Origin of the sequence: Lentzea alba (genome assembly GCF_011067745.1) — a bacterium.
GTDB lineage: Bacteria > Actinomycetota > Actinomycetes > Mycobacteriales > Pseudonocardiaceae > Lentzea > Lentzea alba.
On record NZ_JAAMPJ010000005.1, the window covers coordinates 162,970 to 185,331 of the forward strand.

The following is a 22,362-nucleotide window of genomic DNA, read 5'->3' on the forward strand; positions in this document are numbered from 1 at the left end:
TGCGGTGGTGTGTGCCCACATCCTCGTCGCCGAGGACAACGTTCACCAGGCGGAACTCGTCCGCCGCTACCTCGAGCACGACGGGCATTCGGTGGTGGTCGTGCACGACGGACGGGCGGCGATCGACGAGACGCGGCGGCGCAACCCCGATCTGCTCGTGCTGGACGTGATGATGCCGTTGGTGGACGGCATCGACGTGATGCGCGCCATCAGGACCGAGTCGGACGTGCCCATCGTGCTGCTGACCGCACGGTCCACTGAGGACGACGTGCTGCTCGGGTTCGACCTGGGAGCGGACGACTACATCACCAAACCGTTCCGGCCGCGGCAGATGGTGGCGAGGGTGCGGACGATCCTGCGGCGCACCGGACGTGCCCGCGAGACCAGCGCCACCGTGCTCAAGGTCGGAGACCTCGTGGTTGACCCGATCCGGCACGAGGTGCGCATCGACGACGATCTGGTGAGCCTCACGCCCGCGGAGTTCCGGTTGCTGGCCAAGATGGCCGCCCAGCCGCAACGGGTGTTCACGCGCGAACAGCTGTTGGAGGACGGGTTCATCACGGCACGCACGGTCGACGTGCACATGATGAAGCTGCGCCGCAAGATCGAACAGGATCCGCGCCGGCCGGAACGACTGCTCACCGTCTACGGCATCGGGTACAAGCTCGTTTGACTTCCTCCCCTTGGTGAACGAGGGGTAGTCCTACGGCTCGCGCCGCGGGGCTTTCTGCTTCGCCGCCGATCGCCCGCCCGGAGGGTTCCGTTGAGGTCTTACATCGGCTCCACAGACTGTCACCGCCAGCCCGGCGGCCAGAATGTTGCGTGCCGCGTTGACGTCCCGATCATGAGTCGCGCCGCAGCCACAAGTCCACACGCGCGCGTGCAACGGCATCGCCGCCGCAAGTGCGCCGCAGACAGAGCACAGTTTGGACGACGGGAACCAGCGAGTGGTGATCTTGTGCAGGTAGTCGGTGCGCCGGTCGGCAATACGGGCATGGACACGCGCGACCTTGACGCGGGCTCTGTCCCGGTTGTTGCTGCCCTTCTGCTTGCGACACAAGGCACGCTGTGCCCTGGCCAGCGCCATCCGGTCGCGGCGTTCATGCCGCGGATTGCGGATCTTCTCCCCCGTCGACAGCACAGCCAGATGGTCGAGGCCGACGTCGATACCCACCACCGAATCCACTGTGGGCAGCGGCGTCACGCTCGGGTCCTCGCTCGACAGGGACACGAACCAGCGCCCAACCGCGTCTCGCGACACCGTCACTGTCGACGGCACCGCTCCTGCGGGCAGCGACCGCGACCAGCGGATGTTCAACGGCTCAACCATCTTCGCAAGCGCCAACGTCCCATCACGCCACCGGAACGCCGATCGCGTGTACTCCGCCGAGAGGCGAGATTTCTTCCGCGACTTGAACCTGGGATACCGAGCACGCTTGGCGAAGAAGTTCGCGAACCCGGTCTGCAGATGCCGCAACGCCTGCTGCAACGGCACCGACGACACCTCGCCCAGAAACGCCAGTTCCTCGGTGCGTTTCCAAGCGGTCAGCAACGCCGAAGTGGCCTCGTAGCCGATCCGATCCCCTCGCTGCGTCCACGCCTCCGTGCGGGCCTGCAACGCCAGGTTGTAAACCTTGCGGACACAGCCGAACGTGCGCGACAACTCCGCAGCCTGCGCCTCAGTTGGACAGAACCGGAACTTGAACGCCCGCCTCACCTGCCCGTTCACCGTTCACAACCTACCAAGCCCACTGCATGCCCCCAGGTGGGTGGGTCGTCAACGCCATATCGCCCCGGCGACGACACGGCTGTCCCCGCCATGAAGGATGGGTTCTCCTCGAAGGACTCCGTATGAAAAGCCTGCTCGTTCGGTTCTTCCTGTTCTCCGTGGTGATCGCGGCCTGTTCGATCGCGATGACGGCGTGGCTCGCGAGCCAGGCGACGACCGGCGCGATCCGGCGGGAGCAGGGGGAAGCGCTCGCCACGGACGCACAGATCTACGACGGGCTGCTGAAGGCGGCGGCCACGCACCGGAGCTGGGCTGCGGCGAAGTCCGATGTGGACGACTTGGCACGGACGTTCAACCGGCGCATCGCGTTGACCGATCGCAACGGCAAACCGTTGCTGGACACCGGCAACACGAGCTCTCCACCGCTGCCCGTCAACCCCAAGGTGTCCGTCGACCCGCTCAACGTCGACTCGTGGCTAAAGCCCGGTGCGGGCAAGATCGACCCGAGGGCGGCCGGGCCGTTCCGGCTCACCGACGACGAGTACGCGAAATTGCGGGGCTATGCGGACCGGTTGTTGCAGTGCAACGACAAGATCACCATCGTGGAGCAGCCCAACCGCAGGCCGCGGCTCGCGAACGACGAGCCGGGCAGGCCGTCCCAGTGGGAGGACTGCACGGCGGGCGACCTGCTGTACACGCTGACACCGACCGAGACGGCCGCCTACGCCGAGCTGCACGGGCTGTTCACCGGGTGTGTGAGCCGGCTGCCCGAGAACTACCGGTTCGGACCGAAGGACGGGCCGATCTCGCTCGACTGGGAGACCACGGTCGCCCAGTTCTCGGATCCTCCGGTCGCGGAGTGCATGGACAACGCGCGCCGGGAGCAGCTGCGGCCGTGGGTGGCCGAGTACGCGCACGCGTTCATCACCGAGCCGACCGGTGTCGAGCCACAGGCGATCGACCTGTCGACGACCGGGACCAAGCGGATCATCCTGGTGGCGCTGGGAATTCTCGCGCTGGCCGGGTTCGCGTCGTGGATCACCGCGACGCAGCTGGTCCGCCCGATCCGCGCGTTGACCACCGCCACCAAGCGCACCGCCGAGGGCGATCGGACCGTGCGCGTCGACGGCGGCGCCGGCGAGATCGGTGAGCTGGCGAAGTCGTTCAACGCGATGTCCGAGAAGCTCGCCGAGAATGAACGGCAGCGGCAGGCGTTGGTCAGCGACGTCGCGCACGAGCTGCGCACGCCGTTGGGCAACATCACCGGCTGGCTGGAGGCGACGCAGGACGGGCTGGCCGAGCCGGACCCGCACCTGATCGCCATGCTGCTGGAGGAATCCCTTCTGCTGCAACGACTCGTGGACGACCTGCACGATCTGGCACAGGCCGACGCGGGCACACTTCGGCTGCACCCCGAGCCGATCGCGCTCGACGACGTGGTCGACCAGGTGGTGAACGCCCAGCAGAACCGCGAGATCCTGCTGCGGGCGGAAACCACGCCGGTGCACCTCAGCGCGGACCCGGTGCGCCTGCGGCAGGCGCTCGGCAACCTCGTCGCGAACGCCGTCCGCTACACCGCACCGGGTGGCGAGGTCGTCGTGAAGCTGTTCCAGGAAGGCGAAAACGCTGTTCTGGAGGTCGTCGACACCGGCACCGGCATCGCACCGGACGACGTGCCGCACGTGTTCGACCGGTTCTGGCGGGCGGACAAGTCGCGCAGCCGTCGCACCGGTGGCAGCGGGCTCGGCCTCGCGATCACGCGGCACCTGGTGGAGGCGCACGGCGGCACGGTGTCGGTGACCAGCACGCTCGGCCACGGGTCGACGTTCCGGATCAGCCTGCCGCGGTGAGCAGGTCCACGTTGATCATTCCGGCCGCCTGGGCGCCCTGCGCGGCGGCGACGATCACGATGGCCGCGGGGTCCGTGACGTTGCCTGCTGCGTAGACGCCGGGCACGCTCGTGCGGCCCTTTTCGTCCGTGCGCACGAACGGGCCGACCGGGGTTTCCTCGGTTTCGGCACCCAACGCCAGCAGGAACTCGTCGCGCGGTTTCATCGGTGCGGAGTACACGAGCGCATCAGCGGGGATGCGTTCCGAGCCGGAGATCACCGCGACGAGCCGGTCGTCCTCCACCTCGATGGCGTCCACCGTCGGAACGTGCGTGACGTCGGCCGACCACTGCCGGACCAGCTTCACCTTCATCTCCTCGCCGAACACCGCGAGCTTCTGGTCGCGAACCTCGTAGCCGTGGCAGTACGGGCAGCCGAAGACGTCGCGGCCCCAGCGGTCGCGCAGGGCGTCGGGCACCTCGTCGACCAGGCCGGTCGCGAACAGCAGGCGCTTGGCGTGCACCGTGCGTCCGGACAGTTCGACGGCGAACCCGTCGTCCGTCTTGGTCACGTCGACGACCGTGTCGTTGATGATCTCTCCGCCGTAGCCCTCGACCTCAGCGCGACCGTGCTTGAGCAGGTCCAACGGCGATTGGCCGTCGCGAGAGAGGTAGTTGTGCATGTGCGCGGCCGGCTTGTTGCGCGGCTCGGCACCGTCGACCACGAGCACGCTCCGGCGTGCCCTGGTCAGCAACAGGGCGGCGCTCAGTCCGGCCGCTCCCCCACCGATGATGACCACTTCGTATCCCATGACTCGACTGTGCGGTCGACAGTCCAGTTTTGGCAAAGTATGTTGCCGTTATGGCAACAACCGTGGGGCAGCGGCTCGCCGCGCTGCGAGCCGAGCACGACCTGACGCTGGCGACGTTGTCCGAGATGACGGGCATCTCGAAGTCGACGCTGTCGCGACTGGAGTCCGACCAGCGCAAGCCGACGCTGGAACTGCTGCTGCCGTTGTCGCGGACCTACCAGGTGACGCTGGACGACCTGGTCGGCGCGCCCGAGGTGGGCGATCCGCGGGTCGCGATGAAGCCGCGCGAGCTCGACCACGGCCGCGTCGGCATCCCGCTGACCAGGTCGATCGGGCCGCTGCAGGCGTGGAAGATGATCCTCAGCGACGCCACGCTGCACGAACCGCGCGTGCACGAGGGCTACGAGTGGTTCTACGTGCTGAGCGGGCGGATCCGGCTGCGACTCGGCGACAAGGAGGTCGTGCTGCGGGCGGGCGAGGTCGCGGAGTTCGACTGCCGCCAGCCACACGCGCTGAGCAGCGCGGACGGCCGCCCGGCCGAGATCATCAGCCTGTTCGGCAAACAGGGAGAACGCATCCACACCCGCGCCGCGCCACCACAGCGCTCGTAGTGCGACTCCGCCGCAGCGGTCATAGTGGAGCCATGTGCCGAAACATCCGGGTGCTCCACAACTTCGAACCGCCGGCCACCTCCGACGAGGTGCAGGCCGCGGCCGTGCAGTACGTGCGGAAGGTGAGCGGGGCGGCGAAACCGTCCGCGGCGAACCAGGCCGCGTTCGACAAGGCGGTCGCGGCGGTGGCGGCGGCGACGCAGGAACTGCTCGACGCGCTGGTCACCGCGGCGCCACCCAAGGACCGGGAGGTCGAGGCGGCGAAAGCCAAGGCGCGGGCAGCGGAGCGCTACGGGCGTTAGCTCCGCACGCGCGTGTCGAGGTACATGCAGATGAGCTTGGCGGCGACACCGGCGGACCCGACGATGAACGCCTGATCGGGACCCAGCGTGACGGCGATCGCCCACAGCAGCAGAGCGATCAGCACCAGGATGATCGTCACCTGCGCCGCGTGCGGCCACTGGTCGGGATGGACCCGCCACCTCGTGGGCTGCGGAACCTCCACGTCACCCGCTCTATCGGGTGAACGCTCCGCCTGTACCGCCATCGTGCTCCCTCGCCGTGATTCCTCCTGCGGGACCCATTCTCCTAAGTTGATCTTCTACGCAGGGTTACTTCCGCTTGTCGTGCGGTGAGCGTTCAGTGAGCGTCGGCGAACGGCAGACGAACGGTCGTCAGCGCGATCAGCATCCGGTCCGTCACCGTCCGCTTACAGATTGAGGTCCACGCCACCACATTGAGTGGCGACTATCCGGGTAGTCGCTCAACTCTACGTAGTCGTTACACCGTTCGGAGCAGCGCCGTTTTTGTCAGACCCCTCGGATAACGTCAGGTGAAGAGAGCGGTACGAGGGGAGAAAACGTTGCCGGACAACAACGTCAGCGTCACCGCACTGTCGTTCACCGAGTACGTCATGAGCGGTCAGCGTGGACGCATCAACATCGTTTCGGAACAGCGGGGGATGTACCTGGCCACCGACACCAAGGTGTGCGGGTTCTACAACCCGATCCGCGACGCCATGCGACGAGCGGTCAACTCCACCGAACCCGAACTGGAGCTCAAGAAGGCGGTCATGAACGCCAACCGCACGGGCCAGCCGCGGGCGTTCGAGGAGATCGCCGACGGCTTCCTGCCCTGGCTGGCGTCGTTCAAGGCCACCGGCGTGCCGGTCGAGCCCGCCACCTACCGCGCGGGCGAGCTGACCCTGAAGGTCCGCCCACACCTGGGGCTGCGCAAGAAGGACGGGACGACCTACGCCGTGCTCGTGCACACCAAGGAGGTGCCGCTGACCAGGGAGGCGGCGAACGTCGGGCTGCGCATCCTGCAGCACACGATCGCCGACACGCTGCCCGGCGCCACGCCGATGGTGCTCGACGCGCGGCGCGGCAAGGCGTACCAGATGCCGGCGCGGACGAACCTCGGCAAGCTGGACGTGCTGATCGCGGCCGAGGCGATGGGGTACGTGACGCACTGGAAGCTGTCCGGGCTGTTCGAGTCGGTGCGCGCGGTCTGACCGGGGGGGTGAGCGACGCAGCCCGCCGGGGGGGAGGCGGGCTGCGTCGTTCCGCTGTCGGCAGAGTTCTCGGCGCGACCGTGCCGGCCAGGGCAAGGTCGAAGCCATGAGCACGACAGGGCTGGGTTTCAGCGGCGAGGTTGCGGACTACTACGCGAAGTTCCGCCCCGGCTATCCGCCACCGGTCATCGAAGCGCTGGTCCACCGGCTCGGGCTCACCCCCGGCCACCAGGTGCTGGACCTCGGCTGCGGCACCGGCCAGCTCGCGGTGCCGCTGTCGGAGCACGTTGAACACGTGGTCGCGGTCGACCCGGAGCCGGACATGCTCGCGCACGGGCCGAAGCGGCCGAACATCGAGTGGCGGCTCGGATCGGATGCGGACGTGCCAGGGCTTGGCCGGTTCGACGCGGTCGTGGTCGGACAGGCTCTGCACTGGATGGACCACGAAAGGCTGTTCCGCGAGGCGGACACGGCGAAGTTCGCGATCATCGCGAACGGGACGCCGCTGTGGCGCCAGCACCCGGCGATCCGCGAGCTGCTGGCCGACTGGTTCGGCCGCCCGATGACCGCGGCCTGCGGGACGGACGACGTTGCGCGCCAGCGGTATGCAGACGCTCTGGAGGCGGCCGGGTTCTCACCGCAGGAGTGGACGGTCAGCTACACCCACGAGCACACGATCGAAGAGCTGGCCGGCAGTCTGTTCTCCGCGATGTCACCGAAGACCCTGCCGTCACCGCAGGATCGTCCGCGGTTCCAGAACGAACTCCGCGACGCGTTGCGTGCCGGCACCTACACCGAGCCGATCAGCGTGACCGTGATCAGCACGTCTTGAGCAGCACGGCCAGCGCGTCGTGCTCGGCCTGATCGACGGTCAGCTTGTAGGTGATCTTCACCGAGATCCAGTGCTGCGCGTACGTGCAGCCGTACGCCGCGACCGGCGGCTTCCACTTCGCCGGGTCCTGGTCGCCCTTGGACCGGTTGGACTTCGCGGTCACCGCCAGCAACTGGATGCCGCCGAGGTCGTTCGCGAACGCCTTGCGCTGGTCGTCGGTCCACTTGTCCGCACCGGAACGCCACGCTTCGGCCAGCGGCACGGTGTGGTCGATGTCGACCTCGGCCGCGTCCTTGATCACCACGTTGTCGTAGGGGCTGTTCCAGGTGCCCGACACGGCCTTGCAGTCCTTGTCGGTCTTCACGTCAGTGCCCTGGCGCTGCAGCACGATCTCCCTGGTGTCGCAGGAGTTCCCCTGCGAGGCCCAGTGCGGGAAGCGGTCGCGGCTGTAGCCCGCCATCTTGCTCTCCGGCGCGATCTGCAGGGCGCCGAGATCGGACGAACCGGCCGGAGCGGACCCGGTGGGCGCGGGCGTCGTGGGCGAATTGTCCTGGGGTGACTGGAGTTTCGTCAGGTACCAGCCCAGTGCCACGAGCAGTACGAAGACCACCAGGGACGTCACCGCCGCGCGATTCATGCGCTCATGATCGGGCATACCGATCACGGACCGATCAACCGGCCCGCGATCGGCATGTCGTCGTTACTACTTGGGCTGCGAAGTGAGGTAGCCGCCCATGTGCTTGAAGTACTCGTGCGCCTTGAGCTCAACGCCGTCGGCGGTGCGAACCTTCTTGACCAGCAACGCCTTGCTGCGACCGCGCCGGGCCTCGGCGCCCGCGACGATCGCCACGCCGTCGCCCTCGCGGTAGAAGATGCGGCCGGGCGTGCCGCCGTAGACCTCCGCGGACACCTCCGCCTCGATGATCTCCAGGCGCTGACCGCGGTGGAAGCAGAACGCGCTCGGGTACGGCGCGCACTGCGCGCGCACCAGGCGGTCGAGCTCCTCGGCGGTCCACGTCCAGTCGATCCGCAGGTCCTCCTCCGCGCGCTTGTGGAAGAACGAGGCCTGCGAACGGTCCTGCTTCACGAAGTCGGTGCGGCCGGACGCGATCTCGGCGAGGCCGTCGACGGTGATCGGACCGAACAGCTCCAGCGTCTTCTCGAAGAGGATCGCGGTCGTGTCGCGCGGGCCGACCGGAACCGAGCGCTGCAGCACGATGTCGCCGGCGTCGAGCGTGTCGTCCATCATGTGCGCCGTCACGCCGACCTCCTTCTCGTCGTTGAGCAGCGCCCAGATCAACGGCGAGAAGCCCGCGTACTTAGGCAGCAGCGAGTCGTGCACGTTCAGCGTGCCGCGCTTGGGCAGCGCGAAGACCTGCGGCGGGATCCAGGTCCGCCAGTTGCAGGCGACGATCACGTCCGGGTCGGCGGCCTTGAGCGCGTCGAGCAGCTCCTGGTCCTCCGGGCGTTCGCGGATGAGGACCTCGACGCCGTTCTCGCGGGCCAGGTCCTCGACCGAATCGCTCCAGATCTTCTCGTACGCGCCCTCACCCTTGGGGTGGGTCACCACCAGGACGACCTCGTGCTCGGACGCCAAAAGTGCCTGCAGGGTGCGATGACCCCAGGTCTGGAACCCGAACATGACGACCCTCATGGGGGTGTCCTCCTCTACTCCGGTGCGATACGGTCAGGCTAACCTAACTGAGACTTGCCAAGTAAGCTTAGGCTTCCCTAAGTTAGGTGCTCATGCATCCGATCTACGACATCGTCGGCATCGGGTTCGGTCCCTCGAACCTGGCACTCGCCATCGCTCTGACCGAGCACAACGAGCAGGCCGAAACCCCCGTCACCGCGGTGTTTCTGGAACGCCAGCAGGCGTTCGGCTGGCATCGGGGCATGCTGCTCGACGACGCCACCATGCAGGTCTCGTTCCTCAAGGACCTGGTCACCATGAGGAACCCGACCAGCCGCTTCTCGTTCCTGTGTTATCTCCAGGACCGCGGCCGGCTCGTCGACTTCGTCAACCACAAGAACCTGTTCCCGCTGCGCGTCGAGTTCCACGACTACTTCGAGTGGGCCGCGGCGCAGGTCGACGACGTGGTGTCCTACGACACCGAAGCCGTTGGCGTGGAAGCGATCCAGGACGACCTCTTCGAGGTGACCACGGCCATGGGTGACGTGTACCACGCCCGCAACCTCGTCTTCGCCACCGGACTGCGCCCGACCGTGCCCGAGGGCATCGCGCTGTCGGACCGCGTGTGGCACAACAGCCAGTTCCTGCACCGGGTCGGCGAGCTGCGGGACCCGAAGCGCTGCGTCGTCGTGGGCGCGGGCCAGAGCGCCGCGGAGGCCGTGGCGTACCTGCATCGCGAGTACCCCGGCGCCGAGGTGTGCTCGGTGTTCTCGCGCTACGGCTACAGCCCCGCGGACGACAGCTCGTTCGCGAACCGGATCTTCGATCCCGCGGCCGTGGACCACTACTACGACGCGCCGGACGCCGTGAAGCAGCGGTTGATGGACTACCACCGCAACACCAACTACTCCGTGGTCGACATCGACCTCATCACGCAGCTCTACCGCACCGAGTACCAGGAGAAGGTCCTCGGCAAGCAACGGCTGAAGATGATGAACATGACCCGTCTCGTCGCCGTCGAGGAGTCCGTGACCGGGGCGCGTGCGGTGATCCAGTCGCTCGTCACCGGCGAGCAGGAGTACGTCGACACGGACCTCGTGCTGCTCGCGACCGGGTACGACGAGGCCGCGCCGATCCTCGGTTCGCTCGACGAGACCTGCGCACGTGACAATGCGGGCCGTCTGGTCGTTGGTCGTGACTACCGCGTGCAGTCCACCCTGCGCGGCGGCATCTACCTGCAGGGCGGCACCGAGCACTCGCACGGCATAACGTCGTCGCTCTTGTCCAACGTCGCGGTGCGTTCCGGTGAGATCCTCACGTCCGTGCTGACCAACACTCCTGTGCCGGTCCTCGCGACGGCGTAAGACTCATCGGGTGAAACTCGATCTCAAGCTGACGGGCTGCCGGGCCCTCACGATGGACCCGGCACGCCCCGCCGCGCACACGATCGGCATCTGGCAGGGCCGCATCGCCGGGCTGGACGAGCAGGTCGCGGACCTGCCCGCCACCGAGACCGCGGACCTCGGCAACGCCGTGGTGCTGCCCGGTTTCATCGATGCCCACACGCACCTCGCGTGGAACGGCCGTTCGCGCCGGACCATCGACGTGACGGGGCTGACCACCGCGGCCCAGGTGCGCGAACGACTGTCCGGCGCGCCGGGTGAGGACTGGATCGAGGCGTCCGGCTACGACCGGCGGATCATGGACCGCCCGCTGACGGCCGCCGACCTCGACCCGGTCACCGGCGACCGGCCGCTCTACCTCGCGGACATCTCCGGGCACGCGTGCGTGGTGAACTCCGCGGTACTGCACCAGCTCCCGGAGATCACCAGCGACGGCTGGCTGACCGAGAACGAGCAGTTGGCCGCGCGGTCGTTGCGGCTGCCGTACTCGATCGAGGAGATCACCGCCGACCTGCACCACAGCGCGCGGCAGGTGCTGGCCGAGGGCGTGACGATGTGCGCGGAGGCGGGCATCGGGGCGGGCCTGATCGCCAGCAGCCCGCTGGAGGCGGCCGCCTACCAGCGCGCTCAGCTGCCGATCCGCGTGCAGCTCATGGCTTCCGCGTACGTGCTGCACGACGTCGCCGCCGATCCGGCGGACGGGATTGCGCGGGCGATCGACCTCGGCCTGCACACCGGGTTCGGCGACGACATGCTGTCGCTGGGCGCCATGAAGCTGTGGACCGACGGCGGGATGATCGCGCGCACGGCCGCGTTGTCGGAGCCCTACGCCGGCACGGACAACTCCGGCCAGCTCGCGGAGTCCGAGGAGTTCATGCGGGCGGCGATCATCGACGGCCACCACGCGGGATGGCAGCTCGCGATCCACGCGATCGGTGACCGCGCGATCGACTTCACCCTGGACGCGGTGGCCGAAGCCCAGCGGCAACGACCGCGCGCCGACGCCAGGCACCGCATCGAGCACTGCGGTCTCGTCCGGCCCGACCAGCTCGAACGGATCGCGGCTCTCGGCCTGATCCCCGTTGTCCAGCCGACGTTCCTGTGGTCCTACGGCGACGACTACAGCGTGATCATGGGCGAGCGGCGGGCACCCTGGATGTACCGCGGGCGGTCGTTCCTGGACCACGGCATCACCGTCGCGGGCAGCTCGGACCGGCCGGTCGCGGACGGATCCCCGTTGCGCGCCATCGAGTTCATGGTGCGGCGCCGCTCCTCCGGCGGCCGGGCGGTGGGACCGGACGAGGCGATCACCGTCGAGGAGGCGATCCGTACCTACACGCTCGGCAGCGCCTACGCCTGCCGCAAGGAGCACGTGCTGGGCAGCCTCACGCCCGGCAAGCTCGCGGACCTCGTGGTGCTCGGCGACGACCCGCGCACCAGCGACGCGATCGCGGACATCCCCGTGCTGGCCACGATGGTCGGCGGCACGTTCAGGTTTCAGCGTTCCGCCTGATCGCGCCCCACCCGGCGCCTGGCCACAGCGGTCGGCGGCACGATCACGCCTCAGCGTTCCGCCTGATCGCACCCACCCAGCGCCTGACCACTGCGGTCGGCGGAGGACTCACCCCTCCGCGATCTTCTTGATCGCGGCCAGCCTCTTGTCCCACTGCGAGGCGAGCGACGCCATCCAGGTGGCGGTGGCGTCCAGCGCGTCGGACCGGACGGAGAAGTTGTTCTCCCGGCCGGCCCGAACGGATGCCACCAGCTCCGCCTTCTCCAGCACGCCCAGGTGCTTCACGATCGCCTGACGGCTCACCGGCAGCTCGGTCGCGAGCGCCGACGCCGACACCGGCCCCTTCGCCGCCACGAGATCGAGCACCCGGCGCCGCATCGGATCAGCGAGCGCGGCCAAGACATCGTCGACCTGACTCACGTCTCCAGGTACTCCCGCAGCTCGTCCAACTCGTGGCCCCACCCGCCGAAGTTGCCGGACGCGTACTTCTCCTGGCCCTCCGACGGCAGGTCGAGCCCCGTGAACCCGCTCTCCACGACCTGCAGCAAGGTGCCGCCGTCGGTGGGCGTGAGCGTGAACTCGACCAGCGTCGCGTTGCCGGGCACCGGATCCGGCCCCAACGGACCGGACCAGCGCCACGAGAAGAACGACTCGGGCTCGACCTTCTCGATGATCGCACGCCCGGTGCCGTGCTCGGCCCACGTCAGCGTGACCTCACCGCCGGGCTCGAGCGCCGACACCGTCGCCCCCGCGTCGCCGAACCACGTGCCGAGGTGCTCGGCCGAGGTCAGCGCGGCCCAGACGCGCCGCGGTGACGCGTTGATCAGCACATCGCGTTCGATCCGATCCACGCGCACCTCCTTCTGCAACCCAGCGGTTGCAGTAAGGCTACTGCAGGTGGAACGTGGCGGCCAGCGTCGTGAGCCGGTCCGTGATGTCCGCGTAGACGTTCGTGCGCCGAACCCAGTTCTCACAGCCGGACGACGCCGACGGCGGCGTGCCGAGCGGCGAGACCGCGTCCGTCACCCCGTACTCGAGCCGGTACGCGAGCACCGCGATCGCCGACTCCAGCCAGAACGACGGATCGGGCGTCGGTATCTCACCCAGCCCGACCCGGAACCACACCGGCATCCGCGCGTACTGCCCGAGCGCCACCGAGATGCGCCGCGCGGCCGCGTCCTTGATCTCCCCGCGAGCCTTGCCACCCGCCAGCACCGCCTCGGTGCGCCACTCCTCCGCCATGGCGTCCTCGTCGGCGTCCAACCGCTCGGCCGCCCGCTTGGCGCCGGCCTCGTTCGCGTTGATCAGCCACTCCATCTGGCGGACCTCGTGCGACAACGCGTCCCGCTCGAACCGCGGCACCCGTCCACCGTCCAGTTTGGACCGAGCCTCGTCCCGCCGGGCCTTGAGCCCCTCGAACTCCAGCACCTCCTGCCGCAGTTCGACACGAGCCGGGTCAGCGAGGATCTCCTTCTCCGCGTCCCACGCCTTGCGCAACGCTTCGACCAGCGGCGCGATGTCGTCGGCAACCGCGTCGAGGTCGACCAGCGGACCATCACCAGCACCGGACAGCCGCCGTTCCAGCACCGTCAGCCGAGCCGTGACGCGTTCCAACTCCGCGCTCAACTGACCGACATGACTGATCAACGTGGCGACCTGCGGCTCGACCACGTCAAGCCGTTCCTTCTCCGTGGGCACGCAACCAGCGAACCGGACACCGCAGACCCTGAAAAGCGGGTACCCGTCGAATGCACGCATTAGAGGCCACGTTCCGCCCGCCCGTGGCACCTGCCCCTCACGCACCGTCACCACACTGGGTGAACTCGGACAAAACGAGGTATTAATAGAAAATGGCGACCTCTGTTACTGAGACCGAACGCAAGTACGAGGCACCATCGGACGCGAGCCTGCCGGACCTCACAAACATCACCGGTGTGGCCACCGGCCCGGAAGTCTTCGACCTCGAAGCCACCTACTTCGACACCGACGACTACCGCCTGGCCCGCGCCGGCGTGACCCTTCGCCGCCGCGTGGGCGGCGACGACGAGGGCTGGCACCTCAAACTTCCCGCAGGCGAAGACACCCGCCAAGAGGTCCGCGCCCCACTGGGCCGCGCGGTGAAGCACCCCCCGAAGGACCTCTCCTCCCTGGTCCGCGCCCACACCCGAGGCTCCGGCCTGGCCCCGGTGGCCGAAATCCGCACCAACCGCCGCCGCTGGCAACTGACCAACAACAACGGCCAACTCCTGGCAGAAGTGGTCGACGACGTGGTCACCGCCCAAACCATGGGCTCCTCGACGACCACCACCTCGTGGCGCGAGATCGAAGTAGAACTGGGCGAAGGCGGCGACCGCAAACTCCTCGACACCGTCGAACAACACCTGGGCGAGGCAGGCATCACCCCGTCTTCCTCAAAATCCAAACTCTCCCAGGTGATCGGCGTGAAACGAGACGCCATCCCCACCATCACCAAGAAGTCCACCGCAGGCGAGGTAGTCCTCGCCTACCTCCACGAACAACGCGCGGCCCTGCAAAACCAGGACCCCCGAGTCCGCCGCAACGAAGACGACGCCGTCCACCAAATGCGAGTGGCCACCCGCCGCATGCGCTCGGCCCTCCAAGCCTTCGGCAGAATCGTCGACCGCGAAGCCACCCGCGCCCTCACCGACGAACTGAAGTGGCTGGCCTCAGTCCTGGGCACCTCCCGCGACCTGGAAGTACTCCGCATGCGCTTCGAGGACGCCCTGCACGCCCTCCCACCCGAGTTGGTCCTGGGCGACGTGGCCGCCCGCATGACCCGCCACTTCGCCCCGCTGGAAGCCAAGGCCCACAAGGACTCCGTAGCCGCCCTGGACGACAAGCGTTATTTCGCCCTCCTCAACGCCATCGACACCCTCCTGACCTCTCCCCCGCTGACCAAACTGGCCTCCGGCAAGGCCAAAGACGTCCTCCCCCGCCTGGTGGAAAAAGCCCGCCACCGCCTGGACGTCCGCGTAGAAACCGCCCTGGCCACCTCCAACAGCGACGAACCGCTGCACGAGGCCCGCAAAGCAGCCAAACGCCTCCGCTACAGCGCCGAGGTGGCCGAACCAGCCCTGGGCAAGCACGCCACCCACCTACGCAAACGCGCGAAGGACGTGCAAACCCTCCTGGGCGAACACCAGGACTCGGTGGTAGCCCGCCCCGTCCTCCTGGACTTGGGCCGAGGCGACGAGAACGGCTTCACCTTCGGCCTGCTGTACGGCAAAGAGGTAGAGCTGGCACACAAAACAGAGGCGGAACTCCCCACCCTGTGGCGCAAGCTGACCAAGGAACACCTCTAGCCCCCAGCGGCTTTTAGCGACGGCGGAGGCGAGCTGCCTGAACCGCAAGGTTCCGATGGGGTGGTCCCGTCACGACTCGCGACGGGACCACCCCACCCACTCGCGTCTCGCAAGGTGACCACCCCAATTGGTCTAAACCTTGACAGCCAAACCCGCCGCCTGAAACCGTGACCCTTCGCCGCCACCACAAGGTCCCCCCTTGCCCTGGAGGATGGCGTGACATCAAAAAGACTGCGGGCCGCACTAACGGCTCTGCTGCTCGCCGGATCAGGAGTACTGGTGACCGGAATCGCCGCAGAGGCCGCAACCCCTCTAAACGAACTGGTCCCCCAACCAGTCCAGCTCCAGCCCCACCCGGACATCACCTTCACCCTCACCGCATCAGCAAAAATCCAGCTGGGCCCGGAAACCGCCCGCAAGCCCGCGGAACTACTGGCCGGCATCCTCCGCCCCTCAACCGGATTCGCACTCCCGATCACAGACGGGGTAACCGGCGAAGGCATCGTCCTGCTCAACAACGCCGACCCGAAAACAGGCCCAGAGGGCTACCAACTGGACGTCACGCCCAAACAGGTGGTCATCCGAGCGAACACGACAGCCGGCCACTTCAACGGCATCTCCACCCTGCGCCAACTCCTGCCGCCAAAGGCAGAAGCCAAGACCAAGCAACCAGGCCCGTGGACCGTCCCCGGCGCGAGCATCCTCGACCACCCGAGGTACCAGCACCGCGGCGCCATGCTCGACGTGTCCAGGCACTTCTTCACCCCCGACCAGGTGAAGCGCTACATCGACCAGATCGCCACGTTCAAAATCAACTACTTCCACCTCCACCTGAGCGACGACCAGGGCTGGCGACTGGAGATCAACAGCTGGCCCGAACTCACCAAGATCGGCGGCAGCACGGAGGTCGGCGGCCGCAAGGGCAAGCTGTTCTACACCCAGGACCAGTACAAGGACCTCGTGCAATACGCACAGAACCGGGGCATCACCGTCATCCCCGAGTTCGACATGCCAGGCCACACCAACGCAGCCCAGGCGAGCTACGCCGAACTGAACTGCGACAACAAGAAGCGCCCGCTCTACACCGGCACCGAAGTGGGCTTCTCCTCCCTCTGCATCAGCAAGGAGATCACCTACAAGTTCATCGAGGACGTGGTCAGGGAGGTCTCCGCGATCACCCCGGGCCCGTACTTCCACATCGGCGGCGACGAGGCCCTGAGCACCCCTGACGCGGACTACGTCAAGTTCATGACCAGGGTCCTGCCGATCGTCAAGAAGTACAACAAGACCACCGTCGGCTGGCACGAGTTCATCAAGACCACCAAGGACACCTCGCTGGTCCCGCAGTTCTGGGGCACCACGACGTCAGACGCCAACGTCGCTGCGGCGGCCCAGCGCGGCAACAAGGTCCTGATGTCGCCGGCCAACCGCATCTACCTCGACATGAAGTACAACAAGAACACCAAGCTCGGTCTCGACTGGGCCGGTCTCGTCGAGGTCAAGGACGCCTACAGCTGGAACCCCGGCGCCTACCTCAACGGCGTGACAGAGGCCGGCGTCCGCGGCGTCGAAGCTCCACTGTGGACGGAGACCATCAGGACCTCCGCCGACATCGAGTACATGGCGTTCCCGCGCCTCGCCGTGGCCGCCGAGCTCGGCTGGGCACCGGCGAGCGTCCACAACTGGGACAGGTTCGCCCCGAGGCTCGGCGCGCAGGCACCCCGCTGGAAGGTCCAGGGCATCAACTTCTACGCGAGCACTCAGGTGCCCTGGAAGAAGTAACCCTCCAAGCAGCCCCTAGAAGTAGCCCTGCGCGCGGTCCGAGTAGCTGACCAGCAGGTGCTTCACGCGGCGGTAGTCGGCGAGCACGGCGGTGTTCGCCGGGTACGCGTAGTAGTTGTTGACCCACACCCGCTCGGCGCGCAGTTCGTGGCCGACGTTGTGCGCCCGCGCGACGTCGCGGCTCCAGATGCCGGCGCCGAGCTGGGCGGTGGCCTCGTTCGCGATCTTCAGCGCGTCGTCGCGGTCGTCGAACCTGGTCACCGAGACGATCGGGCCCAGCACGGCGTCGGCGAACACGGCGGAGCGGTGATCACCCTCGAAGATCGTGGGCTGGACGTAGTGGCCGGAGGCCTCGCCGCCGGTCACCAGGCGTGCGCCCTCGGCCTTGCCGCGTTCGACGTACGCAAGAACTCGATCGCGCTGCGCAAGACTGACGACAGCGCCGACCATGGTGTCGGTGTCGAGCGGGTCGCCCATCCGGAGCTGCTGGGTGCGAACGGTGGCCAGGTTCAGCAGTTCCTCGTAGGCGGCGGTCTGGATCAGCGCGCGCGAGGGGGCCGTGGTGATCTGGCCCTGGTTGGCCGCGAACATCGCGAAACCCTCCAGCGCCTTGTCCAGGAAGCCGTCGCGGCGCGCGATGACGTCGGAGAAGAAGATGTTCGGGCAGCGGCCGGACACGACCGGGTGGTCGTCGGACCCGGTGACCACGTTCACCACACCGGGCGGCAGCAGGTCCGCGATCACACCGAGCAGCACGTGGATCGACGCCGGCGTCTGCAGGGCGGGTTCCAGGACCACGGCGTTGCCCGCGGCGAGCGCGGGGGCGAGCACGCGGCCGGCGTTCATCAGCGGGAACGTCCACGGCAGGCGCTCGTGCACCACGCCGAGCGGCTGGAACGAGCGGTAGTCGCAGGTGTCGCGGCCGATCTGCTCGACCTCGCCCACCTCGGTGCGGATGATCGCGGCGACCTGGCGGAACTGCTCGATCAGCATCGGCACGTCGGCGACCAGGGCCTCGCGCAACGGCTTGCCGTTGTCCCACGTCTCAGCCACGGCGAGCTCGGTCGCGTGCTCCTCCACCCGGTCCGCGATCTCGCCCAGGACGGTGGCGCGCTCCCGTGGCGTGGTGCTCCCCCACGCCCGCGCGGCGCCACTGGCCGCGTGCAGTGCGCGGGCCCGGTCGGCGTCGGTACCGCGCGCGACCTCCGTGAAGACGTCACCGGTCACCGGCGTGACGTTCTCGACGTACTCACCGGACACGGGCGGCACGTAGTCGCCGCCGATGAAGTGGTCGTACCTCGGCCGGTACGCGACCACGCTGCCGGGCTGACCCGGTGCCGCGTACTGCGTCATTCTCGACTCCTGTGGATGAACGGCCCGCTGACTGGCATGAGTAGGGGAAATGCGAAAATAGGCAGCAGAACGTTGCATGCTCGTTGCAAGCCGTGGATGGATCAGTGGCCCACGAACCCGGGCAACACGCACTGTTGCTGAGTCGAGTCAGAGATGCCGTGTTGAGTGGTACTCGCACGGTGAATTCGCCACGCTCAGTGATTTCCGCGTCGTGGCAACGGTCACTCGCCGCCAACGTGGATCCCGACCTGCACACCGCGCCCACGGTCTTCGCCGCCGACGAACTTCCCGATCTGCGCGAACGGCATCCGCTGCACCCCAGCCTGCCGGTGCTGCGCGAGACCCTGCTCGGCTTCGCGGAAGAAGCGAAGCACATCATGATCGTCGCGGACGCGCAGGGCCACATCCTGTGGTGCGAGGGCTCCCACGACACCCGCGGCAGTGCCGAGGACGTCGGCCTCGCGGCAGGAACCCTCTGGTCGGAGGACGCGGCGGGCACGAACGGGATGGGCACGGCGCTGGCGGTGAACTCCGCCGTCACGGTGCACTCGGCCGAGCACCTCGTGCGGACCTACCACCACTGGACGTGCGCGGCGAGCCCGATCCACGACCCCGACAGCGGCTCCACGATCGGAGTCGTCGACCTGAGCGGCCCGATCGAGACCGTCCATCCCTCGATGGTGGCATTGGTGTCGGCGTCGGCCCGGCTCGCCGAGTCGGAGATGCTCGCGCGGATGCACACGCAGGACGAAGAGCTGCGCGCACGCAACATGCGGCACCTGATGGCGCTGCGCGGCGAGCCCGGCGCCCTGCTCAGCCCGACCGGCCGGGTCGTCGCGGTCGAGCCGTACGGGCTGCTGCCGTCCCGCGTCGACGTCACCAGCGACCGCGTCCAGCTCCCGGACGGCCGCGAGGCGGTGCTGGAACCACTCGCCCAGGGCTACCTGCTGCGCGTGCCCCGGCAACGCCACGTCCGGCGGAGCGTGCTCTCGCTGTCGTTCCTGCTCCCCGAACCCAAGGTCGTCCTGGACGGCCGCGAGGTGCCCATCTCCTTGCGGCACGCGGAGATCCTGAGCGCGCTGACGTTGGACGGCAGGCTGTCCGCCGACCAGCTCGCACTCCGCCTCTACGGCGAGCGCGGCAACCCGACGACCGTGCGCGCCGAGCTGCACCGGCTGCGCGCCCAGCTGGGCACCGACGTGCTGTCGACCAGGCCGTACCGGCTCACCGCCGACGTCGAGGCGGACTTCCTGGCGGTGCGGGCCGCACTCAAGGACTGCGACGTGCCGCTGGCCGCCTCCCGGTACCGAGGTTCCCTGCTGCGCCGCTCCGAAGCCCCGGTCGTCCGGGACGAACGGGACAACCTCGCGACCAGCGTGCGGAAGGCCGTCCTGGCCCGCGGAGACGCGAACGCGCTGTGGACGTTCACCCAGACCGACTCCGGCGAACACGACGTCGAGGCACTGGAACAGCTGGTCAGGCTGCTTCCGGCGAACGACGTGCGGCTCGCCATCGCCACCGCGCGCCTGAGGAGACTCAGTCAGGACGATTGACAAGAGTCTCACCAACTGAATATCTTTCCCCCTAAGAGACTTAGTAGGGGGTCATAATGCGCGTACTCATCATCGGAGCGGGGACCGGTGGCCTGTGTCTGGCGCACGGGCTGAAGAAGGCCGGCGTGGACGTGGCGCTGTTCGAACGCGACCGCACGCCGCGCAGCATGCTGATCGGCTACCGGGTCGGGATCAGCCCGGACGGCAGCAGGGCGCTGCACAGCTGCTTACCTCCGGACGTGTTCGCGGAGTTCGTCCGCACCACCGCGAGGCCTGCCGTCCGGATCAACATGCGGACCGAGAAGTACAAGGAACTGCTGGTCGCCGAGCTTCCCCGGAGCGCGGACCGGGCCCACAACGAGAACTCGGTCAGCCGCATCGCGATGCGCACGGCCCTGCTCAACGGCCTGGAGGACGTCGTCCGGTTCGACAAGACGTTCACGCACTTCAGCCGCAACGACGACGGCTCGGTCACCGCGTTCTTCGACGACGGCACGTCCGAGACCGGTGACGTGCTGGTCGGCGCGGACGGCGCGCAGTCCAAGGTGCGCAAGCAGTACCTGCCGCACGCGAAGATCGTGGACACCGGCATCACCACCATCGCGGCCAAACTGCCGTTCACGCCGGAGAACGCGGCGCTGCTGCCACCGCAGGCCGACGGCGGCGTCACGCTGCTCTACGGCCCGAAGGGCATGTTCGTGATCATCCACGTGATGCGCTTCGATCGCCAAGAAAAAGGTGACAGTGGTGTCGAGGACGACTACATCATGTGGGGCTACGCGGCCTCGCACGACAAGTTCCCGGACATGACGGGCATGACCCAGGAACAGCTCAGGCAGGTCGTGCTGGACATGACGCCGAAGGTCCACCCGAACCTGCGCGAGCTCTTCCGCCGCGGCGACCCCGAGACGCTGTTCCAGATCAAGGTCCGCACGTCCGAGCCGCTGCCGCCGTGGAAGGCGAGCAACGTCACGATGATCGGCGACTCGGTGCACCTGATGACACCCGGCCGCGGCATCGGCGCGAACACCGCGCTGCGGGACGCGGAACTGCTCACCCGCAAGCTGACCGAAGCCCACCACGGCAAGGAGATCGTGCAGGCGATCTCCGAGTACGAACGGGAGATGGTCGAGTACGGGTTCGAGGCCGTGCTGGCCTCGCGCGAGCAGATGGACGGCAACGGCGTGATCCACAAGCCCGTGATCGGCAGGATCGCGCTGGCGTTCATGAGGACGTTCCTGCGCGTCACCAACGCCGTGCCCGCGCTCAAGCGCAGGATGATGGCCCAGGACGCCGCCCGCCGTGATCACGTAAATTCGGCGCATGAGGTTGTTCACGCCGGGTGAGGTGGTCGTGCGGCGTGAGGTGCTGCACGGCAAGGTCTGGTCGGAGATGCCGACCAGGGTGATCGTCGACGAGCCGGGGCTGCTCGCGGTGTTCGTGGAACCGGGCACCCGGCTCACCTACCCCGACCATCACCACCCGCACCCGTGGGACAAGCCGGAACGAGGCTTCTGGCGCGGTCACGGCAAGCTCATGCTGCACCGCCCGCAGGACGCCTACTCCGTCGACCTGTTCTGGAAGGGCGACGACCGGGTGTTCGGCAACTACTACCTGAACCTGCAGGCGCCCTACCGCCGCGTCGAGGACGGCTTCGAGACCCTCGACCACGCGCTCGACTACACGCTGGCGCCGGACGGCACCTGGGCACAGCGCGACCTCGACGAGTTCGAGGAGCAGGTCGCGTCGGGCAAGTACACGGCGGAGGAAGCCGAGTCGATCAGGGCAGAGGGCCTCAAGATCGAGAAGATGCTGGCCTCGGGCGAGATCTGGTGGGACACGGCCTGGGCGGACTGGAAGCCTTGAAAGTACGTCCGCTCACGTTCGACGCGCTCGTCGCCGAGATCGTCACCCGCATCAGCGCGATGGACGGCCGCACGCGGGTGCTGATCGACGGCGCACCCGCGTCCGAGCCGGGCAGGCTCGCGGACGCCGTCGTCGAACCGTTACGCACCTTGGGCCGCGCGGTGCAGCGGGTGTCCACTGAGGACTTCCTGCGCCCGGCGTCGGTGCGGCTGGAACACGGCCGCACCGACCCGTACTCCTACCGGCACGACTGGTTCGACCTGGGCGGCCTGCAACGCGAGGTCCTCGATCCCGCCCTGGACGGCAAGGTGCTGCCGTCGCTCTGGAACGCGGCCACCGACCGCGCCAGCCGCGCGGAGTACGTCTCCCTGCCGGAGAACGGCGTCGTGATCGTGGACGGCACGCTGTTGCTCGACCGCTGGCTGCCGGCCGAGCTGACCGTGCACCTGTGGCTCTCCCCCGGCGCTTTGAAACGCAAAACCACCGAGCAGTGGACGCTGCCCGCCTTCGAGGACTACGAACCGGTGGCAGACCTCTTCGTCCGCTACGACCACCCGGAACGGCCAGGCCTGGTCGAGTCGTGAACCCCTGCCTCGAATGAACCGCGGTTC

At 67.9% G+C, this 22,362-nt stretch carries 23 protein-coding genes; 14 read left to right on the plus strand and 9 right to left on the minus strand.

Annotated features, from left to right (window positions below; all coding sequences use genetic code 11):
* Positions 1-7: 7 nt before the first annotated feature.
* Complete coding sequence (locus tag G7043_RS19660) at positions 8-673, plus strand: response regulator transcription factor (RefSeq protein WP_313887973.1); 666 nt, start codon at positions 8-10, stop codon at positions 671-673.
* A gap of 30 nt (positions 674-703) precedes the next feature.
* Here G7043_RS19660 and G7043_RS19665 read toward each other — a convergent pair whose 3' ends face one another.
* Entirely contained in the window at positions 704-1,729 is a 1,026-nt protein-coding gene (locus tag G7043_RS19665) for an RNA-guided endonuclease InsQ/TnpB family protein (RefSeq protein WP_166047388.1), read from the minus strand.
* Positions 1,730-1,851: 122 nt separating this feature from the next.
* Between G7043_RS19665 and G7043_RS19670 the strand changes: the two genes are divergently transcribed.
* On the plus strand, positions 1,852-3,579 hold the full coding sequence (locus G7043_RS19670) for a sensor histidine kinase (protein ID WP_166047390.1): 1,728 nt from the start codon (positions 1,852-1,854) through the stop codon (positions 3,577-3,579).
* Here the strand turns inward: G7043_RS19670 and G7043_RS19675 are convergent.
* Complete coding sequence (locus G7043_RS19675) at positions 3,563-4,369, minus strand: NAD(P)/FAD-dependent oxidoreductase (RefSeq protein WP_166047392.1); 807 nt, start codon at positions 4,367-4,369, stop codon at positions 3,563-3,565. The genes G7043_RS19670 and G7043_RS19675 overlap by 17 nt on opposite strands.
* 50 nt (positions 4,370-4,419) lie before the next feature.
* On the opposite strand from G7043_RS19675, the gene G7043_RS19680 reads away from it, so the two are divergent.
* Together G7043_RS19680 and G7043_RS19685 are read left to right on the plus strand one after the other, a co-directional pair.
* Positions 4,420-4,980 (plus strand): helix-turn-helix domain-containing protein, encoded by a 561-nt coding sequence (locus G7043_RS19680; protein ID WP_166047394.1) that lies wholly within the window; start codon positions 4,420-4,422, stop codon positions 4,978-4,980.
* Between the two features lie 32 nt (positions 4,981-5,012).
* The gene (locus tag G7043_RS19685; RefSeq protein WP_166047396.1) at positions 5,013-5,282 is read left to right on the plus strand and encodes a DUF2277 domain-containing protein; all 270 of its coding nucleotides are present in this window, start codon (positions 5,013-5,015) and stop codon (positions 5,280-5,282) included.
* On the opposite strand, the gene G7043_RS19690 is transcribed toward G7043_RS19685, so the two are convergent.
* The gene (locus tag G7043_RS19690) at positions 5,279-5,485 is read right to left on the minus strand and encodes a hypothetical protein (protein WP_166047398.1); all 207 of its coding nucleotides are present in this window, start codon (positions 5,483-5,485) and stop codon (positions 5,279-5,281) included. The two genes, G7043_RS19685 and G7043_RS19690, sit on opposite strands and share 4 nt — an antisense overlap.
* Before the next feature lie 357 nt (positions 5,486-5,842).
* Between G7043_RS19690 and G7043_RS19695 the strand changes: the two genes are divergently transcribed.
* Positions 5,843-6,493 (plus strand): hypothetical protein, encoded by a 651-nt coding sequence (locus G7043_RS19695; RefSeq protein WP_242642462.1) that lies wholly within the window; start codon positions 5,843-5,845, stop codon positions 6,491-6,493.
* A gap of 106 nt (positions 6,494-6,599) precedes the next feature.
* Positions 6,600-7,325, plus strand: coding sequence for a class I SAM-dependent methyltransferase (locus tag G7043_RS19700; protein ID WP_166047400.1), 726 nt, complete (start codon positions 6,600-6,602; stop codon positions 7,323-7,325).
* Here the strand turns inward: G7043_RS19700 and G7043_RS19705 are convergent.
* On the minus strand, positions 7,312-7,962 hold the full coding sequence (locus G7043_RS19705; RefSeq protein ID WP_166047402.1) for an HNH endonuclease family protein: 651 nt from the start codon (positions 7,960-7,962) through the stop codon (positions 7,312-7,314). The genes G7043_RS19700 and G7043_RS19705 overlap by 14 nt on opposite strands.
* Before the next feature lie 66 nt (positions 7,963-8,028).
* Positions 8,029-8,979: a methionyl-tRNA formyltransferase gene (locus G7043_RS19710; RefSeq protein ID WP_166047404.1), complete on the minus strand. Its 951-nt coding sequence runs from the start codon at positions 8,977-8,979 to the stop codon at positions 8,029-8,031.
* A gap of 92 nt (positions 8,980-9,071) precedes the next feature.
* On the opposite strand from G7043_RS19710, the gene G7043_RS19715 reads away from it, so the two are divergent.
* On the plus strand, positions 9,072-10,322 hold the full coding sequence (locus tag G7043_RS19715) for a lysine N(6)-hydroxylase/L-ornithine N(5)-oxygenase family protein (protein WP_166047406.1): 1,251 nt from the start codon (positions 9,072-9,074) through the stop codon (positions 10,320-10,322).
* Positions 10,323-10,332: 10 nt separating this feature from the next.
* Positions 10,333-11,874: an amidohydrolase gene (locus G7043_RS19720; RefSeq protein ID WP_313887974.1), complete on the plus strand. Its 1,542-nt coding sequence runs from the start codon at positions 10,333-10,335 to the stop codon at positions 11,872-11,874.
* Positions 11,875-11,982: 108 nt separating this feature from the next.
* On the opposite strand, the gene G7043_RS19725 is transcribed toward G7043_RS19720, so the two are convergent.
* The 3 genes from G7043_RS19725 to G7043_RS19735 are packed head-to-tail and all read right to left on the minus strand — an operon-like array spanning position 11,983 to position 13,572.
* A complete protein-coding gene (locus G7043_RS19725) occupies positions 11,983-12,294 on the minus strand; it encodes an ArsR/SmtB family transcription factor (protein ID WP_166047408.1) in 312 nt (103 codons plus the stop codon).
* Positions 12,291-12,725 carry an SRPBCC family protein gene (locus G7043_RS19730; RefSeq protein ID WP_207311429.1) on the minus strand — a complete coding sequence of 145 codons (435 nt, stop codon included), beginning with the start codon at positions 12,723-12,725 and terminating at the stop codon, positions 12,291-12,293. Before G7043_RS19730 ends, G7043_RS19725 begins: the two co-directional genes overlap by 4 nt.
* Before the next feature lie 37 nt (positions 12,726-12,762).
* On the minus strand, positions 12,763-13,572 hold the full coding sequence (locus G7043_RS19735; RefSeq protein WP_166047412.1) for a hypothetical protein: 810 nt from the start codon (positions 13,570-13,572) through the stop codon (positions 12,763-12,765).
* Positions 13,573-13,724: 152 nt separating this feature from the next.
* Between G7043_RS19735 and G7043_RS19740 the strand changes: the two genes are divergently transcribed.
* Together G7043_RS19740 and G7043_RS19745 are read left to right on the plus strand one after the other, a co-directional pair.
* Positions 13,725-15,197 (plus strand): CYTH and CHAD domain-containing protein, encoded by a 1,473-nt coding sequence (locus tag G7043_RS19740; RefSeq protein ID WP_166047414.1) that lies wholly within the window; start codon positions 13,725-13,727, stop codon positions 15,195-15,197.
* A gap of 216 nt (positions 15,198-15,413) precedes the next feature.
* Entirely contained in the window at positions 15,414-16,979 is a 1,566-nt protein-coding gene (locus G7043_RS19745) for a beta-N-acetylhexosaminidase (RefSeq protein ID WP_166047416.1), read from the plus strand.
* 15 nt (positions 16,980-16,994) lie between these two features.
* Here the strand turns inward: G7043_RS19745 and G7043_RS19750 are convergent, their stop codons facing one another.
* Positions 16,995-18,332, minus strand: a complete 1,338-nt coding sequence (locus G7043_RS19750; protein WP_166047418.1) for an aldehyde dehydrogenase family protein — start codon at positions 18,330-18,332, stop codon at positions 16,995-16,997.
* Positions 18,333-18,529: 197 nt separating this feature from the next.
* Between G7043_RS19750 and G7043_RS19755 the strand changes: the two genes are divergently transcribed.
* The 4 genes from G7043_RS19755 to G7043_RS19770 are packed head-to-tail and all read left to right on the plus strand — an operon-like array spanning position 18,530 to position 22,335.
* A complete protein-coding gene (locus G7043_RS19755) occupies positions 18,530-19,885 on the plus strand; it encodes a GAF domain-containing protein (protein WP_313887975.1) in 1,356 nt (451 codons plus the stop codon).
* A 56-nt stretch (positions 19,886-19,941) separates the two neighbouring features.
* Positions 19,942-21,231 carry an FAD-dependent oxidoreductase gene (locus G7043_RS19760; RefSeq protein ID WP_166047422.1) on the plus strand — a complete coding sequence of 430 codons (1,290 nt, stop codon included), beginning with the start codon at positions 19,942-19,944 and terminating at the stop codon, positions 21,229-21,231.
* On the plus strand, positions 21,209-21,751 hold the full coding sequence (locus G7043_RS19765) for a DUF402 domain-containing protein (RefSeq protein WP_166047424.1): 543 nt from the start codon (positions 21,209-21,211) through the stop codon (positions 21,749-21,751). The genes G7043_RS19760 and G7043_RS19765 overlap by 23 nt, the downstream gene beginning before the upstream one ends.
* On the plus strand, positions 21,748-22,335 hold the full coding sequence (locus tag G7043_RS19770; RefSeq protein ID WP_166048195.1) for a uridine kinase: 588 nt from the start codon (positions 21,748-21,750) through the stop codon (positions 22,333-22,335). The genes G7043_RS19765 and G7043_RS19770 overlap by 4 nt, the downstream gene beginning before the upstream one ends.
* Positions 22,336-22,362 lie beyond the last annotated feature (27 nt).

Coding starts and splice junctions, on each gene's coding strand:
- G7043_RS19670 (WP_166047390.1), top strand. CDS start 1,852: ATGAAAAGCCTGCTCGTTCGGTTCTTCCTGTTCTCCGTGGTGATCGCG.
- G7043_RS19675 (WP_166047392.1), bottom strand. CDS start 4,369: ATGGGATACGAAGTGGTCATCATCGGTGGGGGAGCGGCCGGACTGAGC.
- G7043_RS19680 (WP_166047394.1), top strand. CDS start 4,420: ATGGCAACAACCGTGGGGCAGCGGCTCGCCGCGCTGCGAGCCGAGCAC.
- G7043_RS19685 (WP_166047396.1), top strand. CDS start 5,013: ATGTGCCGAAACATCCGGGTGCTCCACAACTTCGAACCGCCGGCCACC.
- G7043_RS19700 (WP_166047400.1), top strand. CDS start 6,600: ATGAGCACGACAGGGCTGGGTTTCAGCGGCGAGGTTGCGGACTACTAC.
- G7043_RS19705 (WP_166047402.1), bottom strand. CDS start 7,962: ATGAATCGCGCGGCGGTGACGTCCCTGGTGGTCTTCGTACTGCTCGTG.
- G7043_RS19710 (WP_166047404.1), bottom strand. CDS start 8,979: ATGAGGGTCGTCATGTTCGGGTTCCAGACCTGGGGTCATCGCACCCTG.
- G7043_RS19715 (WP_166047406.1), top strand. CDS start 9,072: ATGCATCCGATCTACGACATCGTCGGCATCGGGTTCGGTCCCTCGAAC.
- G7043_RS19740 (WP_166047414.1), top strand. CDS start 13,725: ATGGCGACCTCTGTTACTGAGACCGAACGCAAGTACGAGGCACCATCG.
- G7043_RS19750 (WP_166047418.1), bottom strand. CDS start 18,332: ATGACGCAGTACGCGGCACCGGGTCAGCCCGGCAGCGTGGTCGCGTAC.
- G7043_RS19760 (WP_166047422.1), top strand. CDS start 19,942: ATGCGCGTACTCATCATCGGAGCGGGGACCGGTGGCCTGTGTCTGGCG.
- G7043_RS19765 (WP_166047424.1), top strand. CDS start 21,209: ATGAGGTTGTTCACGCCGGGTGAGGTGGTCGTGCGGCGTGAGGTGCTG.